Annotated in this window: 21 protein-coding genes; 1 reads left to right on the forward strand and 20 read right to left on the reverse strand. The window is 62.5% G+C overall.

The features are described 5' to 3' along the window. Positions 1-13: 13 nt before the first annotated feature. Positions 14-358: a hypothetical protein gene (locus ACNPP0_RS27395; protein ID WP_448707621.1), complete on the forward strand. Its 345-nt coding sequence runs from the start codon at positions 14-16 to the stop codon at positions 356-358. Here ACNPP0_RS27395 and ACNPP0_RS27400 read toward each other — a convergent pair. The 20 genes from ACNPP0_RS27400 to ACNPP0_RS27495 form a co-directional block, all read right to left on the reverse strand. Beyond that, on the reverse strand, positions 342-1,400 hold the full coding sequence (locus ACNPP0_RS27400) for a tyrosine-type recombinase/integrase (RefSeq protein ID WP_448707622.1): 1,059 nt from the start codon (positions 1,398-1,400) through the stop codon (positions 342-344). The two genes, ACNPP0_RS27395 and ACNPP0_RS27400, sit on opposite strands and share 17 nt — an antisense overlap. A 530-nt stretch (positions 1,401-1,930) precedes the next feature. Continuing rightward, a complete protein-coding gene (locus tag ACNPP0_RS27405) occupies positions 1,931-2,284 on the reverse strand; it encodes a hypothetical protein (RefSeq protein ID WP_448707623.1) in 354 nt (117 codons plus the stop codon). Next, entirely contained in the window at positions 2,281-2,502 is a 222-nt protein-coding gene (locus ACNPP0_RS27410) for a hypothetical protein (protein WP_313065445.1), read from the reverse strand. Before ACNPP0_RS27410 ends, ACNPP0_RS27405 begins: the two co-directional genes overlap by 4 nt. Before the next feature lie 57 nt (positions 2,503-2,559). Further along, positions 2,560-3,936, reverse strand: coding sequence for an ATP-dependent DNA ligase (locus ACNPP0_RS27415; RefSeq protein WP_448707624.1), 1,377 nt, complete (start codon positions 3,934-3,936; stop codon positions 2,560-2,562). After that, complete coding sequence (locus ACNPP0_RS27420; protein ID WP_448707625.1) at positions 3,933-4,334, reverse strand: hypothetical protein; 402 nt, start codon at positions 4,332-4,334, stop codon at positions 3,933-3,935. Before ACNPP0_RS27420 ends, ACNPP0_RS27415 begins: the two co-directional genes overlap by 4 nt. Further along, a complete protein-coding gene (locus ACNPP0_RS27425) occupies positions 4,335-4,895 on the reverse strand; it encodes a hypothetical protein (RefSeq protein WP_448707626.1) in 561 nt (186 codons plus the stop codon). Between the two features lie 11 nt (positions 4,896-4,906). Further along, positions 4,907-5,326 (reverse strand): hypothetical protein, encoded by a 420-nt coding sequence (locus tag ACNPP0_RS27430; RefSeq protein WP_448707627.1) that lies wholly within the window; start codon positions 5,324-5,326, stop codon positions 4,907-4,909. Positions 5,327-5,390: 64 nt separating this feature from the next. Further along, positions 5,391-6,452: a hypothetical protein gene (locus tag ACNPP0_RS27435; protein ID WP_448707628.1), complete on the reverse strand. Its 1,062-nt coding sequence runs from the start codon at positions 6,450-6,452 to the stop codon at positions 5,391-5,393. Positions 6,453-6,517: 65 nt separating this feature from the next. Continuing rightward, positions 6,518-7,969: a DnaB-like helicase C-terminal domain-containing protein gene (locus ACNPP0_RS27440; protein ID WP_448707629.1), complete on the reverse strand. Its 1,452-nt coding sequence runs from the start codon at positions 7,967-7,969 to the stop codon at positions 6,518-6,520. A 1-nt stretch (position 7,970) separates the two neighbouring features. Then, the gene (locus ACNPP0_RS27445; RefSeq protein ID WP_448707630.1) at positions 7,971-8,363 is read right to left on the reverse strand and encodes an RNA chaperone Hfq; all 393 of its coding nucleotides are present in this window, start codon (positions 8,361-8,363) and stop codon (positions 7,971-7,973) included. Positions 8,364-8,411: 48 nt separating this feature from the next. After that, entirely contained in the window at positions 8,412-9,086 is a 675-nt protein-coding gene (locus ACNPP0_RS27450; protein ID WP_448707631.1) for a hypothetical protein, read from the reverse strand. Positions 9,087-9,192: 106 nt separating this feature from the next. Then, entirely contained in the window at positions 9,193-9,969 is a 777-nt protein-coding gene (locus ACNPP0_RS27455; protein WP_448707632.1) for a PhoH family protein, read from the reverse strand. Positions 9,970-10,000: 31 nt separating this feature from the next. Then, positions 10,001-10,135 carry a hypothetical protein gene (locus tag ACNPP0_RS27460; protein ID WP_448707633.1) on the reverse strand — a complete coding sequence of 45 codons (135 nt, stop codon included), beginning with the start codon at positions 10,133-10,135 and terminating at the stop codon, positions 10,001-10,003. A 43-nt stretch (positions 10,136-10,178) separates the two neighbouring features. Beyond that, complete coding sequence (locus tag ACNPP0_RS27465; RefSeq protein WP_448707634.1) at positions 10,179-10,637, reverse strand: hypothetical protein; 459 nt, start codon at positions 10,635-10,637, stop codon at positions 10,179-10,181. Next, entirely contained in the window at positions 10,634-10,864 is a 231-nt protein-coding gene (locus ACNPP0_RS27470; protein WP_448707635.1) for a hypothetical protein, read from the reverse strand. Before ACNPP0_RS27470 ends, ACNPP0_RS27465 begins: the two co-directional genes overlap by 4 nt. A gap of 10 nt (positions 10,865-10,874) precedes the next feature. Next, entirely contained in the window at positions 10,875-11,291 is a 417-nt protein-coding gene (locus tag ACNPP0_RS27475) for a D-Ala-D-Ala carboxypeptidase family metallohydrolase (RefSeq protein WP_448707636.1), read from the reverse strand. Further along, positions 11,288-11,632, reverse strand: a complete 345-nt coding sequence (locus ACNPP0_RS27480; protein ID WP_448707637.1) for a hypothetical protein — start codon at positions 11,630-11,632, stop codon at positions 11,288-11,290. Before ACNPP0_RS27480 ends, ACNPP0_RS27475 begins: the two co-directional genes overlap by 4 nt. Before the next feature lie 78 nt (positions 11,633-11,710). Further along, a complete protein-coding gene (locus ACNPP0_RS27485; protein ID WP_448707638.1) occupies positions 11,711-13,081 on the reverse strand; it encodes a radical SAM protein in 1,371 nt (456 codons plus the stop codon). Next, positions 13,078-13,812, reverse strand: a complete 735-nt coding sequence (locus tag ACNPP0_RS27490) for a hypothetical protein (RefSeq protein WP_448707639.1) — start codon at positions 13,810-13,812, stop codon at positions 13,078-13,080. The genes ACNPP0_RS27485 and ACNPP0_RS27490 overlap by 4 nt, the downstream gene beginning before the upstream one ends. Then, on the reverse strand, positions 13,809-15,521 hold the full coding sequence (locus ACNPP0_RS27495; protein WP_448707640.1) for a Hint domain-containing protein: 1,713 nt from the start codon (positions 15,519-15,521) through the stop codon (positions 13,809-13,811). The genes ACNPP0_RS27490 and ACNPP0_RS27495 overlap by 4 nt, the downstream gene beginning before the upstream one ends. Positions 15,522-15,523: the final 2 nt, after the last annotated feature.

Here is a 15,523-nt window from a genome sequence, read left to right on the forward strand (position 1 = left end):
CAAGTCGGACATCATGACTCCCCGTGAACTCGTTCTCGCCCAATTTCCGGGCAGGCTCTACCTCACCCTGGTCGAAGCCGGCGTCGCCCTTGGCATGGCGCCGAAGACGGCCTACAACATGCACGCACTCAGCAAGTTCCCTGTTCGCGTGTCCTACTCCGGGACGACGGGCAAAAAGCCTGTGGTCGCGATCCACGATCTGATCGTGCATCTGGAGGGCGGCGAGCCCATCTCCCAGGCGCCAAAGCAGGAAGAGCCGGCCCCCGCGCCCGTTCTGGAGAAGCGGCGCGGCCCTGGGCGCCCCACCAAACGCGAGGCAAAAGAGCGCGCCGCGCGCCTGGCTAACCTGTCTTCTTGAGCCGTTCGGCCAGTCTTTGCGTGTCCAGGTGCGTGTAGCGCCTGAGCATCCGCAGATCCTTGTGGCCCGTCACCGACGCGGCCTCCATGATGTTGAACCCGTGCTTCTCGAATAGCCGGCTCGTGCCCTCGTGGCGCGAGTCGTGCAGCGCCAGGTCGACAAACAGCTTCGGGTTCGGCTCCTTCCCCCGCGCCAGGCACGCTTTCACGTATTTCTCTCTGGCGCGGTCCCGCGCCCGCCCAAACGCCTGCGTCACCGAGTCGGGCTGAACCGGGAACACCTTTCCAGTCGCCTTCGCCCCGCCGGCCGCCTCCTTGCGCCGCCACAGGATCTCCTTGACCCGCGGCGTCATCGGGACGGTGCGCCCTTCCCCGTTCTTCGTGTCGTAGAGGACGATCGTGTCCGTCTTGAAGAGAACGTCCGCCCAGACAAGGTTGACCATTTCGCTGCGGCGCATGGTCGTGTCCACCGCGACCGGGATGAGGTCGGGCAGCACCGGCGAGCGCGTCTCCGCGATGATCGCCTCCATCTCGCCCGGGGCGTAGCGCCGGGTGCGCGCCTTGTTCTTCTTGGGGTGCGCAACCGTGGACACCGGGTTCGTGAGGCCGCGGTATTCCGACCATTCAGAAATCGCGTGGTTGAAGACCACCGACAGCACATTGAGCGCCCGGATCACCGTGGAGCCCGTCACATCTTCCAGTCGCGCATTGCGGTAATCCCGAATGTCCGCGGGCTCGATCTTGGCGACTTCCATCTTCGCCAGCTCGGTCGCCTCAAGTTGCTTGATGAGGTATCCCTCCTTCTTGGCGCCCTTCTTGCCAGGCGTCACCTCGAGCCGATACTTCTTCAGAAGCTCCCCGAACAGCTTGCCCTTGAGCGCCGACTTGTCCTTGAAGCTGCCCTTGTCCATCTTGGACTCGACGTCCCGGGCCCAGGCCTCCGCCTCCGCGCGCGTCTCAAACGTGGCTGACTGCGTTGGGTGGCCGCGCCGCCTGACGCGCGCGCGCCATTGCAGGTCACCCCGCTTGGTAAAGTCAGCCATGATTTTCGCTCCCTCTGCGCGGGTTTTTCGTCTATGATGCTGGGCCACGACGATGCCGTGGACCAAGATTCGCAGTTATTTTTGCGTGTGGACCAAAATTGGACCAACAATCAAAATTGACGACGGATTAAATGATCGTGTATTATCGCATCATCTGCTAAGTTATTGATTACTTAGCGGTAATTGTGAGCCTTTCGAGGCTTTGGGGCGGTAGCTCAGCTGGGAGAGCGTCGCGTTCGCAATGCGAAATTGGCGTTGAATTCAGGCTTTTTCCTGAATGATTTCAAGCACATCAAGTCCCAGCTAACAACGGCAATTCCCGAGTTTTCCCACGCTGCGTGGACCAAGATTGGACCAAATTTCTTTGGTCCTTTTTTGTGCCCGCTCGGTCTATACCGTGCCCAGGCTTTCCCGTTTTTCTCAGCGGCGACTTACAACTTGGGCCGCGCCCTTTGCTCAGCGCTTGCAATGCGCAAAAGAAAACCCCGGCGCGCGGCCGGGGTTCGAAGGTCAAATCATGCAGTGACAAGTCAGGGCTTGGTCCTCAACGTGGGGAGGCGCGAATGCGCGCGGTGCCACTCGTCCTGTCGCACCCGTGAAAGCGAGCGGTTCCGCAACTTGGTGGTGACCCTCCAGTGCGTGCGCGCGGCGATCAGTTCACGAAACTCGTCTGTCGTCAGGTCGATGAGTTTGCCGTCGACGATCAGCACGTTGCGGAAAATGACGAGCGGCCCCACGGTGCGCACGAGTGTGAACCCTTGCTCTTGCCACAGCTCCGGCGTCGTGCGCATGGAATGCGCAATCTCCAGAACCATCGAACGCGGGTCCGGGGTGGGCTCGGGCCTGAACAGGAGCCGACCGAGAAAGCTCAGAAGCTTTTTCATGCCGCAGCCTCCTGGGTCTCGGCGCCCTCCTTTTGCCCCTGCTGCGTCGCCATGTGCGCGGTGATGGTCGTCACCAGCGCCAGTGTCCGCAGCAGAGGGACGACGACGCCGTTGGCATCGACCAGGTCCATGTGCCCCATCCCGAAATCTACGACCGTCCAGGGGAACGGGCTGTCGGCGCGCATTTCGCCGATGGTCTTCTCGTTTTCGCGTTTCATGTCGTGTTGTGTGATACCGAACCGCACCACTTTATGCAGTGTGGTTCGGCTTGGGGGTTATGCCGCGGCGACCGCAGCGTCGAATTGCGCCTGCACCTGCTCGAGGGTGTCCGCGACGTGCTTGTCGGTGCGGAAGCACGCTTCGGTCATGCGGGGCAGAAAGAGCGAATAGAAATCGCTGCTGGCCGACGGCGCCATGATCGAGTTCGCCTTCACCTTGATGATGCTGTCGATCCAGGAGTTCGGGTTCGCATCGACGTCATCGCGCATCGCCTCGTTCTTGACGGTGACGTCGGTCTTCAGGCGCCCGCAGGCGGACTCGCACGCAAGCGACCCTGCACGCCCTTCGTTCTTGGTGTTCGCCTTGCCCGGCACGATGCCGCGGACCACCAGATCGACTTCGGCTTCCAGCTTCAGCTTGATCTGCTCCTTGCTGGTGCCGTCGCGCCAGATCGCGGTCATCTTCTTCAGGACGGTGCCTTCTTTGCCCTGGGCGAGATACTGGCGGTAGTGGGCGAACGCCTCCTCCATCGAGTAGACGATGCGGGTGTCGATCAGCGCGAGCAGGCCATCGCTCTGGCGATTCACAGCAAGCTGCTGACCCAGACTGCGCAGACGCTGCTTGTAAGGCACTGCGTGCTTGCCCTTCGGCACGACCGCGGACGCGGGGATCTGGTCCCAGACCCGCAGCACGACCCGGCAACCGGGCTCGAGCCCGCCGCCCTGGGCGATCTTGTTCAGCATGCCGTTGCCAATCTCGCGCGGCAGCTCCTTCTTGTCGCGCTCGACCAGGAGCTCGCCGTGGGTCTGGGTGTCGGGCGCCAGCAGAGCGATTGCCAGCGCTGCCAGGTCCGGGAACTGCGCCTGGTCGATGTCCTTGCCCTGGCGGCTGGAGAAGCGCACGCGGTCGCCTTCCCGGTCGACGTTGACGAACATGCCGTCCGCCTTCTGCTGGGAGACCACACCGCCAGCCCAGTCCCAGGCCGGCAGGTCGGCGTCCTTGGGCAGCGAGCAGCGCATGTAGGGGAACGTCTTGATCAGGCCCTTGAACGCCTTGTTGACGGTCTCCTCACTGAAGCCGGCGCGCAGGTCTTTCAGGATGACGCGCTTGAGCAGTTCGGCGGACGAAGCGTTCAGGGCATTCATCGTGGCGGCGATGCGGTCGCGCGCGGCGTTGCCCGTCAGCTTGCGCGTGGCGAGATCGTCGAGCAGCAGCCACTCGTCCTCGCCCCACTCCCAGCCATCAGCGGCCGGGCTGGTGCGGTCGGGGACTTGGCGAATGCCGTAGGTGACAAACGGATCCAGGGCGGCGACGAGCACGCGCTTGAATTCGTCGAACGCGCCATACGAGGCAACGAGCCGCTGCTTGTCGAGCTTGCCCGAGTGGCCGGCGATCGTCTCGACGGCCAGGAGGATGTCGGTGGAGCTCATCATTGCGCGGGAACCCCTTCTTCTGCCTGACCCTCGGGCTTGGCCTGAGCGATGGCGCCTTCCAGGTTGTCGCGGAAGTGCTTGATGCCTTGCTCGATGGCTGGGAAGCGATCGCCGATGATGACCTTGCCGATGTGGCCGGTGATCTGGGTGTAGACGCCCTGGATCGCCTCCTGGTCGTTTCCGTTCTCGATGCCCAAGGCGGTGAGCATCTGCGCGCTGTGCGCGATGCCGACTTGCAACACATCCAGGGGCGAGGCGCCGGCCGAGATCGCCTTCAGATACGCCTCGCCGATCTCTTTCTCCAGGCAAGCCAGGTGCTCGTGGACCACCTCCAGGCGCATGCTCGCGTTCTGGTCTTCGGTGGCCGGCGTTTGGGTTGCTGCGTTGTTGTCCTGCATTTACTGCTCCAGTTGGGGTTTGGCGCTCGCCAGGCGGCGAGCAAATTCGAGCGGGCTTTCGCCAGGTCGGGGGAAATTGGTGAATGCGCGCGGGAGGTCGACGCCTTCAAAGCGCTTCGCGCACTCCGCCAGCGGCGATGCGATCGAGGCCGCGCCGGCCGCGACGTAGTTGTTGATTGCGTCAGCTATCGTCCCCACCACCGCGAGGCCCGGCCCTGCTGCCTTCTTTGGCGGCGACGCCGGCCGGGAAGCGGTGGGAGCCTGGGGTGCAGGCCGGGGTGCGGCGGGTGCGCCAGTAGCGACGACGTGGCTGGGCGTGAAATAGATGGCCTGGCCCTTCAGCTCTTCCTCTTGACGCATCGAGAGCGCGGGACAGCCGCGGTCACTGATGGCGGCCGAGCAAGTCGAGTAGTTGGAGTTCAGTTCTCGCGCGGCTGCCCGGTCGAGAATCCAGAGGCAGGCCGCATACGCCCGGCTGTGCCCCACCTTCGCGCAGCGATGGTGAAAGGCGTTCTTCTTGCCGCAGGCGGATGCCGCCGGCGGGTGAAATTCGGTGGTCATTGCGGTCTCCATTACCAGCTCCCCCAGGATTCATCTGCGGCGGTTTCACAGGTGACGGACTCTTCGGGCTCCAAGGGCTCCCAACGGGCCTCCTCTTCGTGCTCGTCGGCAAACGTGACGATCACCCTTTCCATTGCGTTGATTCCGATCAGTTCCTTCAGTTGGACCGCGTCGTAAGGAAGGGGCTGGCTGCGCCTCCAATCGCGGTATCCGCTCCTGCTCTTGCGGGTGATCTCGCTTTCCATCTTTTTTTCGGAAGCGTTTGGGTGAAGCTGGTGCGCACCGCCGTCGCTGGGTCGACGCGAGACACTTACCGGTCCCCAGTGACAAAGGACGGCGCGCCGATGCCCGCAGGTGATCTCGTATACGGCGTAGAACTTCGTTCCGCCGTCGTGAACGGCATGCGCCTGCCTGACTAAAAATTCATTCATGGGTGATCCCCTTGTGATAGCTAAATGATGGGCGTGAGCGCTTGGCTTACCTACTCAGCGCTGACTATCGCGCGCGGGCGTAATTCAGGAGGATCTTTGGCGCCGTCGCCTTCGTCAGAGCCTGAGCGGTGTAGAAGGCACGTCGCACAACTTCGGCCGGCACCTCGTTCGGGTCTTTTCCGTCCGGCAGGATGGCGATGCGCACCTTCAGCCCGATCCCGACCAGTTGCAAGCCCGCCGTGACCGCATCCCTCACTGCCTGGGGCTCGCCATCCCACATGAACGTGACATGGGTGACCCCGCGCTCTTGCAGCGTCCGAAAGCGTGCCAACTGATTGAGGGCGACGTGTTTGCCGAAAGTGCCGATGGGCACCACGTCGCGAAGCTCCGAATCTCCGTCGAGCGCGATCTTCTGGGCTGCCACGTCGAAGGCGCCCTCGCCCACCAGGACGTGCCGGCAATCCACGACGTTGTGCGCGTTGAAAAGGTGCTCGCCCGTCGACGCAAAGCCGTTCGGGAACAGGTATTTTTTCTCGGCAGTGCCGGTAATGTCGCGGCCCTGGAAGCTGACCAGATTGCCGTCAATGTCGAAGACCGGAATGATGACCCGGTTGTCGTAGACCTGGCAGCGCGCTTCACCGTCCTGGACATACCAGAACTTCCCCCGGGCGCAGAAGCGCAGGCCGAAGTATTGGGCGATCGGAATCGTGATGCCGCGGTTCTCGAGGTAGGACAGGTTGCGCCCATTCGTCGGAATGGGGAACGTGGCAGGCAGCTCAAGCGTGCCGCGCGTTGTGGTCTTGACCGACTTGCGCGGCGGCCTCCAGCCCATCTCTGCGCCCACGAGCTTGATGTGCTCCACGAGCTCGCGGCCGGCCAAGGCCGTGTGCGCCCGGATGAACGAGAACTTGTTGAACTTGGCCTCGCACGAGCCATGAAAGCAGTTCCCGAGGCCGCTCTCGGCGTTCAGGAAGACCTTCCACTTGGATCCGCCGCACGCGGGGCATTCGCGCACGTTTAGCTGCGCGCCGGACGAGCCGTGCGACTCGCGGTAATCGATTCCTTCGCGGTCGAGATAGGAGCCAATGTCCAGCTTCTCGAGCACTTCCTTCAGGTCGTCTGACATAGTGTGATGCGGTATCACACCGCGCCATGTGGTGCAGTGCGATACCGGGATTGGATTGCTGGGGGCTAGTCGGTGCCCAAGTTTTCGACGTTGAACTTCATCTTCTCGGGAACCTGTCGGATGCGCACGGTGAACCCACCTTCCTGGTTCCGGCACGCGGCGAAGTGCAGACGGGCTTCCTTCAGCTTGCGTTCTTCCTCGGTTTTGTTGATGGAAATGACAATGTCGGCGATGCGGATCTTGTTGAAGTCGTCCGCGACGTCCGTCATGGTCGCGACGGCCTTCTTCGCCCCTTCCCGATTGGTCTGGGTCGCGGTCAGGATCGCGAAGTTCTCCACCATTGCCAAGCCGCGGAGGTTGACGTAGACCGCCTTCGAGTTCTCGATGGCGCTGTCGGTCGTGCGCTCGGGCTGCATCAGGTCGGCGTAGTCGACCACCACCAGATCGAACACGATGCCCTTGGATTTGAACCGCTCGATGAGACGGCGCAGGTCCGACACCCGCATCTGGCCGGTCGGGAATTCCTGAACGATGAATTTCCCGGCGTCCGCCATGTAGCGCTTGACCTCGGCCTCGACGCTCCCGGGCATGCGGTCCAGATCGGACATGGTCGTGTCCGAGACGTTGGCGTCGATGCGCTGCGAAATGATGTCCGCAGACACTTCCAGCGTCACGTAAAGGACGTTGTATTTGTAGGCGCTGCCGCACGCCTTGATGCCAAAGTCCAATAGCGCCGACGTCTTGCCCGCCTTGGCAGGCCCCATCAGCACGGACAGCTCGCGCCGGCCCCAGCCGCGGTGATACAGCAGCTTGTCCAGCTCGGGGTCGCCCGTGGTGATGCCGGTGGGCGCCAGCTTGCCCGAGGCCCGGTCGCGGCGGTCGCGGGTCCGGTTCTCGATCATGGCGCCGTAGTCATACAGGCCCATTTCGCTGTGCGCGCCGGTGTCCAGCGCGACCTTCATGCGCTTCTCGACGGCCTCAAAGTCCCGCTTCTCGATCAGGTCGACCGATTCCAGCAGCGCGTTGCTCACGGCCTGGTGCCGCGCGAAGGTCGCGACTTCCTCGACCACCAGATCGCGGTCGGAGATGTCCACCTGAAAAAGGCCAGGCTCTGCGCCGGCAGCCAAGGCGGCCGGGTCGCGGTCCCGAAGCGCCGCGACGATGCCCCTCACGTGCTCTTCCTGAAGCACCTTCTTGACCACGTCGTGGCGGATAAGCGCGGTCAGCGTGGTTCGATCACCCGGAATCTTCCGATACTTCTCGTAGTAGCGATTGGCGATATTCACCAAGGCCGCGTGAGCCGAGCTTTCGAAGTATTCCGGGCGGATCAGCCCCTCGACGCGGCCCACGAAGGTCGGGTCACGCAGGCACAGAGCCGCGATCTTCGCCTGGAAGGCTTCGTCAAACACGTAGCGCTCACTGGCGGGCGACCCCGCCGTGAGGTCCGCCATCGAAGCGCTTGCAGGCAGGAGCTCTTCCTCGACAGCCGGGGCTTCAGCCATTGCAAGTGCCGTCATATCAGTGCTCCGTGACGTCGGCGGGCTTGTCGACCACTTCCATGAAGCTGTCGATCGCATGCTTGTAGATGGTCTCGCGGCCACCGGCATGCAGCACCGTGATGGTGAACTTGTCCTTGCCGAAGATGGTGCCCTGCACCGTGTGGCCGGAGGCGAGCTTGATAATCACCTGGGCGTTCTTGTTCTGGAAGTGCGTCAGGACTGCGTCGTGTCCCGTGGGGCCTTTGCGCTTGGCCGGCGCGTTGCGCAGTGTGGGTTCGCGTCGCGTCTCCGGCGAAGGCTGCGGGGTCGGGCGGCGCGACTGACTTGCGGTCAGCGTGCCCTCCATGCGGCGCCCTTCGGCGAGTTGCTCTTGGCGGATGACGTCGGGATTGCTTTGGTGGCCGTAGCTCACAAGAAACTCCAAAAATGGATGTAGATCAGCGCTGATTAGCGCAAAGGGTTAAATAAGGGCGCGCTTCAGCACGTCGGGGTCAAAGTGTGAAGATGCGACCTCGGCGGTCAGCACACGTTCTCGAACGATCAGACGATTCAGAGCGTGGTGTGCGTGCTCACGTGCCTTCACCTGCTCGATCAGGTATTTCTGATAGGCGAGCTGGTCAGGATGGCCGGTAAAGCTCTCGACCTTGAACCGGGCGTGCTTGGCGAGCTGCAGACTTGCCTGCTTGAGCTCTGCCCAGGCGTCCGCGCAGTCAAGGCACAGCGCCTCGCCGTATAGCTGGTTGGGCCGGGGTAGGTAGTTCCAGCCTCGCTCGTGACACTGCTTGAAGGCAAAGCGCAAGAAGAAGTCGTAGCGGCAGCCGAGCCGGTCCGCGGCCTGGCGGGCACGCCAGAATGCAACGAGTTCGGATGACTTGAAGACGTCTTCGGCTCGCAAGACCTTGACGCGTTCGGCGTCCCGGTAGTCGCGCTGCATTGCATAGAACTCACGATAGACCTGATCGTAGAAGTGAACGAAGAGATAGGTCGCCTGGGCGGGCAACAGGTGGCGGTAGTCGAACCATCGCGTGGTGAGCAAAGAGGGCTCCTCGATCCGCAGCTCCTCGTCGATATTTGCCAGCTCCAGCAGCCAGCTATCGTCTCGGGTAATGTTCTGACCGAAATATTCGGGGCCCATCCATGTCCTCACGCGGAAGAATTTATAGCTACAACTAACATCTTAGGTTTGGGAGGTGCTATTTACTAAGGGAGCGGAGAACTCCCCTAGTAAATGCCTGCAACACCTAGTGAAGCGACGGAGCCGAAGCCGGCATTTCATACGCCTGAACCACTTCAGAGACGAACCCGGAGCGGATAATCTCGTTGCGGTTGAAGCGCACAACCTTGACGCAGGGAATGTGACCCACGCGGGCCGCGGCATCCGCGAACCCGGAGTTGTGAATGTCTTTCTGCGACTCGTCACCGTTGATGATGACCTTGCAGTTCTGGCCCACCCGGGTCAGAAAGAGCTTCATCTGCTCAGGGGTTGCGTTCTGGGCCTCGTCCAGCACGACGATGCAATTCTTGAAGGTGCGGCCGCGCATGAAGGCAAACGGCATGCCCTCGATCTTGCCCGCCTTCAGGTAGTAGTCGACGCAGCCCTTGCCCAGGCGCTCGTTGAGCACATCGCGGAAGGCGGCGATGTAAGGCTCATACTTGTCTTCGATCTCGCCCGGCAGGAAGCCGAAAGACTCGCCGGCGTCCACCGCGGGGCGCGTGATGATGATCTTTTCAAAGGGGTTGCTGTCGCGCAGCAGCAGTTCGACCGCCTTGGCACCGGCCACGTAGGTCTTGCCGGTGCCAGCCGGACCCATGCCGAAGACCACGTCGTAGTGCTCGATGGCCCGCATGTAGTCCCGCTGCTTCTCAGTTTGCGCGACCAGGGGCTCGGCGGAGGCCCGGATGGGAGGAATCGGCCGGTCGTAGCCGAAATCCTGCTCGTGCTCATACTGGGGCCGGCCGCCGGACGCCTTCCTGAACGTCTTGGGCTCGGGCTTCCGCGAAAATTGGTGCTTTCCCATTGCAATTACCGCCGTTTGGGTGAGTGAAAAACTAGGGCTCTGCCTGCATGCGGGCGCGCTGCTTCTTCATTTCGTTCTCGACCCAGTCGATCAGCGCGTTCGTTCGGATCGCCAGGGCGCGGTAAGCGCCGGCAAGCAGAATGTCTTCGCGGATCAGTTGGGACACGGGAACCTTTGACGATTGCGCCCCGTCAGCGGCATCGAGACTTTCAACGCTGAGCGCTGGAACCGGGGCGGGCCGCTGCATCGCCGTCGCGGGCGGGTTCAGGAGCGGCTCCGTAACCTCGGGCGTGGTTGAGCATGCGGACAGCGTCAACAGACAGGTAAGGGTCAGCGCTGCAAGTGCCTTGCGCGCCAGGAGGTTGAGGTTTTGCACTTTGGTCTTCCCTGCCGATGGGCTGGATGAAGGTGACGTGAAGCGCGACGTTCCGCGTCGAGTCGTTGATGGATCCGATCGTCTTGGCGAGGTCGCGTTCGATCCCCTGGTTGAGCACGACCTGCGTCGCGTCCTGGGCACGTGCGGCGGCGACGTCGGTGAGCTTCTGCTCCCTGACCCGGCCCCTCTCGGAGTTGACCCCAAGGCCATAGCCAAGCGCGAAGAGCGCCGCGGCAACCAACAGAGTTCCGATGGCGATCACGACATTGCTTTTGAAGAAGGCGGGGATCATTTGACGGGCCCGTCCTTCGCGGCAGCGCGCGCCAGGAACGCTTGGGAGACGCCCTGAGCGCCCACGATGCCCAGGTAGATCAGCCAAATGTCGTAATCGAGCGTGCCGGCCCACGCTTGCTTGACGAACACGATGGTTGCGACGGCGTGCGCGACGTTCGACCACAGCTTGGTGTGGCTCAGCTTGGTCGGATCCTTGTCGTCCGAAATCAGGTCTTTGATGTGCATGCGACTCCCTTTAGGGCATGAAGACGCGCCGGCCCGAGCGCGGCGGCAAGGTTTGGACGTGGGCCCAGCGCGGCGTCGCGTTGGGGTGCTCCATCCACAGGCCGATATCGATCAGGGCGTCCTGCCCTGCCTCTGTCATGAGCCAGGCATCGAGCTCGCCGTCCGGGTCGGACAGGTCGACCGCTTGGCAGGTCATGTGCTTGGAGAGCGCCGCAGCACCCTTGGTGGCGGCGTTGACGGCCGGCGGGCGCCAGCCAGAATTCACCTTGCGGGCCTTTGCGGCCGGGTTCAGGAAGAAGAAGAGCGTGAGCAGCGCATTCGCGCGAAGAACCGTCTCGGCGGCGTTTGCTCGAAACTCGGGCGTCAACTGGGCGGCATACTGCTTGTCGCGCCCCATGAAGAACTGCTCCAGGGTGATGCCGTTCATGGGCTAACCCCCACCACGCCGAACGCCCACTTGATAACGCCCACCGCGATTGCGATGACCGCGCCGCCACAGACGGCCCAGAACACCTTGCCGACTTTGGTCAGCGTGGCGACTGCCGTGTTGAGCTGTATGGAGGACGTCTCGAGCTTCGTGATCCGGGCGTCGAATTCGTCCGTCCGGTCGTGCAGCCTGCGAATCATGCTGGTCGCATTGGCGTGCTTCTCCTCCAGCACAGCCAGGCGAACTACCGCATCGGCCACCTTCTCTAGCACCGACCGCATTCCTGCCATCGCGTCGTTGAGTGCGTCAATTCGCGCTGCCAGGGCTTGGTTGTCGGACACTGTTTACGCTCATCTACTTCAAATGTAAGAAGATGTAAATAGTAGCCGATGCGGATCTGAAAATATAGTCGTCGCTGATTATTTTTCGGCTTTTATTGCGATGACGCGCCGACGGATGGGGAGGTTGACTTCCCCAAGAGCATTACCCCAGATATCCCGCCGTCCTTCCGGGATGTTGCCGCCCTCAATCCGATATGGCAGGAAGTCAGTCATGACTTCAATCGCAAAGGCAAAAAACGGCACGTTATCGGAGTAGGAGTTGTCGCAGGAGCGCCAGAAGTTCTCTCCTTCCAGGAACATGCAATTGCCCTTGCAAGCCTGCACAACAGGGCATCCCCCGCAGTGGGGCCGGCGCGACCAGTGCGTCGACGTGGCGAGGCTGACACCCCCAATATCGCTGACGTGCCCGAGCTTGTGGCTCACGCCGTTAGGCGCGATCGATTCCGCCGAGACGTTCTGGCACGTGACCACGTTGCCCTTGAGGTCTACCACTATGGTGCTGGGGTGCTCCATGCCGCATTTGGTGCCCAGCACCGCGGCAGGCCGGCCGTGCGCGATCGAGTCCATCCAGTCCGTTACGCGCGACCACACCACCGCAAAATTCTGGATCGTGCCGCGCTGGAGCTGGTCGATGGTCTTGCGGCGTAGGTAGACCTGCTCCTGCAGGGTGTTCAGCCCGTTGCTGCGCCCGGCTTCGTCATAGGCGTCGATGACAGCGCCCTCGCCGATCGGCACGTTCTCGTCGCCCGTCAGTGCGATGAAGAATGCCTGAAGCGCTTCGCGGTCCAGGTTCTCCCGGTGAATCATCGCGTTGAAGCTGATTCGATGACCTGGCGCCAGGCGCTGATAGAGATCCAGGATCGCGGCGCGCTGCGCCGGCACATCCAGAGGATCGGGCCCGCGCACGTGCTGCCCCGGCCCGTCATGGCTGATCGCGATGTGAAAGCCCATCCGGTCAAACCACTCATTGAGATCAGGCGTCAAGAGCGACCCGTTGGTGATGGTCGAAAACATGGCGTCCGGGAACCGCTCGCGCAGCGCCTCAGCAAGCGGGACAAGCGTCTTGATGTAGACCAGCGGCTCCCCACCCCAGAACTCAATTCGGGTAGGCGCCGCAGTCATCCACTGGCTGAGGCTATCCAGGAATGGCGCGATGTGCTTGCGAGAGGTCTCGTCCGCGTGGGGCACAAACCGCTGGCTGCAGTAGTCGCAGGCGTAGTTGCATGACAGGCCCAACTGGATCTTCAGGGTCCGAGGGGCGCTCGACTTGCCGCGCGGTTCCATCTTGGAGAACGGCACAGCCGGCGCCATGCAGTCCGGCACCTCGTTGAACGGCTTCACCGGGACGGGCGAGCCGTCCTCGAAGGTCAGCGCGCTCGTCTGGTTGTCGTAGAGAAAGGTGGCGAGCGCGCCGTCCGCGGCGCGCCGGGCCTTCAGCGTGAAGATCACTGGAGCTTCTTGTTCAGGTGGTAGTTGGCGAGCGCGTCGCGCAGATTGCCTTTGGTGGCCTTGATCGCCGCAATGCTCTCTTCGGGCGTCATACCTTTGACAGAGGACGTCTGCTCAATGGCTTCCTCGAACTCCGCCAGCCAGGCCGGAGCGCCCGCCTTCGCGCTTTTCTGCCGCATAAGCTGCAGGACCAGACCGGTCAGCAGGTCCACCTGCTTCTCGAGCTCGCCGATGCTGTCGAGGGGCGAGATGCGCTTCAGCAGCTCACGGCGCGCGTTCGCGTAGCTCAGGCGCTGCGCGGCAAAGCCCGGAATCACATCGTTCACCAGCCCCGCGGTGCGATCAACACGGTCGATCGAAAGTGCGTCCTTGCCCTCGTAGAGCGTCTCGACAAAGCTGACCACCGCACAGTCCGCCCGCGTCGCGCCCCAGCCAACCTCGATCAGCACACCTTCGCGGCATGCGTATTGCGAGCGCATGAAGGCGTCCTTGTCGCGGTTCTCGGCCAGGTCGTCCACGTAGTGGAACTCGCCATACGCGCTGTAGTAGATCGAGCCGATCGCCCAGGGCTTGAAGTGCAAGTCCGGGTTGAGCGTGAGCGTCGCGCGCTTTCCGTCACGTTCACGGTGAAACCGGACCCGGCCGTCGGCGGCGACGATCTCTACGACGCCCTCCATCGCCTCGGGACGCTCCTGGTGGCGCGTGCTTTGAATGATGATGTGCGTGCTCATGCCTTCTCCCGGGCTGCGCGGATCGATTCGCGGATCTTCGCCGCCTTGGTTTCGTCCCATTCAAACTGGGAGTAGTCATACCGCCACTGGTCCATTCCCGCGGCCACCAGGTAGCCGTTGACGATGAGGATCCGGTCGCCGTCAGCGGCGATGGGCAGGTAGAGCTCGGTATTGGGCGGGAAGCCCTTGACCACCTCGGGTTGGCAGTCCGCCCACAGCTTGCCCACGTGCGCGAACTGATGCCCCGGCCCTTCGAGCAAGCTGCCGTTATCGAACAAGCCGACGATATGGCCGCCGGCGACTTCCGCGCGCCAGCAGTCCGGGTCTACCGACCACCACCATTGATCGCCAGAGGGCGCTTTCGCCCATAGCGGGTGCTCGGCGGACCACGCGAGGCTCCCGTCACGGAAGCGATAAATCTCGCGGTGGCTGCCCAGCATGGGCTTGTAGAGGTAGTCGACCGTCCAGGGGCCCGTCGGACCTTGCACACGGTCGCCGGCCTTGATCGTGCTGATTTCCTTCTCCGTGCCGTCCGCCATGAGAACCATCGTGCCCTCGAGGAAGCACGATGCGCAGTTGCAGTTCTGCGCCAAGCAGTTCTTGCAATTCACAATCACTGCGCGCGCGGCAAGAGCGTTTCCAGAACGGAAGGTTTCGATACCGGTGCGAAGGGGAACAACATAGGTGCCGGACGGGCCCGACTCGTAAATGACACCCTGGTCGCCCGTGTAAACGCCATACGGGGCGACGATCGGCGTGCCGACGTTCGCCGACGTCCACACCAAACCGCCGTTCACATACAGGTTCGAGTTCGGCATCACGTAGTTGGTGCCGTCGAACATCAGGTAGCGGCTTTGAGCCGCGTTCATCAGGATCACGCTCGCGTTGCTGTTGCCGTTGTAGCCAAAGAGCCACAGCAGCCCGGAGGAAATGTGCAGGTTTCCATACATCTGGCCGCCGGACAGTGCAAGGCGGGAGCTCAGATCCACCGTCCCCAGTGCCGACTGCACGAAGGCACACGTCGCGATGTGGGTGGTGTTGGTGCCCACGGCCGCGGTCGGGGCGTAGGCTGCCACCTTAAAGTTGGGTGATGTGATCGGAGCGAAGAAGTCGCGGGTAACCCCGCCCAGCAGCTCCGCGTTTAGACCGGTGTTCATGGTCCGGTTGCTCAGCGGGATATTTCCCTCAGCATTGCCGGTGGTCGCGCCTCGCAGCTTATCGGCGTCTAACCCCGAGTTCGCACCCATGTTGCCGGAGTGCCAGATTTGCTGCGCGGCACTCGCAGCGCCCTTCGCCATGTCCAAGTAGAAGCCTTTCCCCGAACCATTGTCGCGAATCAGCAGCCTGTCACCCTTGACGGCAATCTGGACGTGGCTGGCAAGCGTGTTGCCCGATTCGGGCTTAGCGAGCAGCAGCGCGCCGCCGTCGTTGCCCGAGGCGCCGCGAATGAGCACGTTTCGAAGCGTCTCCGCCACGCTCGCGCTATTCGATGCGGACAGGTCGGCAATCAGACCCCAGGTGGGAGTCGAATCCCGAAGAATGTAGAGTTTCAGCAGGTCCGTGCGATAGCACAGCATGCCGATCTCGAGATTGCTTGTTGGGAATGCGGAGCCCGAGCTGCATGAGATTGCCGTGCGCGCGTTGCCCATCAGCAGCGGCAGCGAAGATTGGATCGACTGAGTCGACTGGATTTGGGTAAATTTTTGCATTG

This window comes from Achromobacter semiaridum (assembly GCF_053543755.1).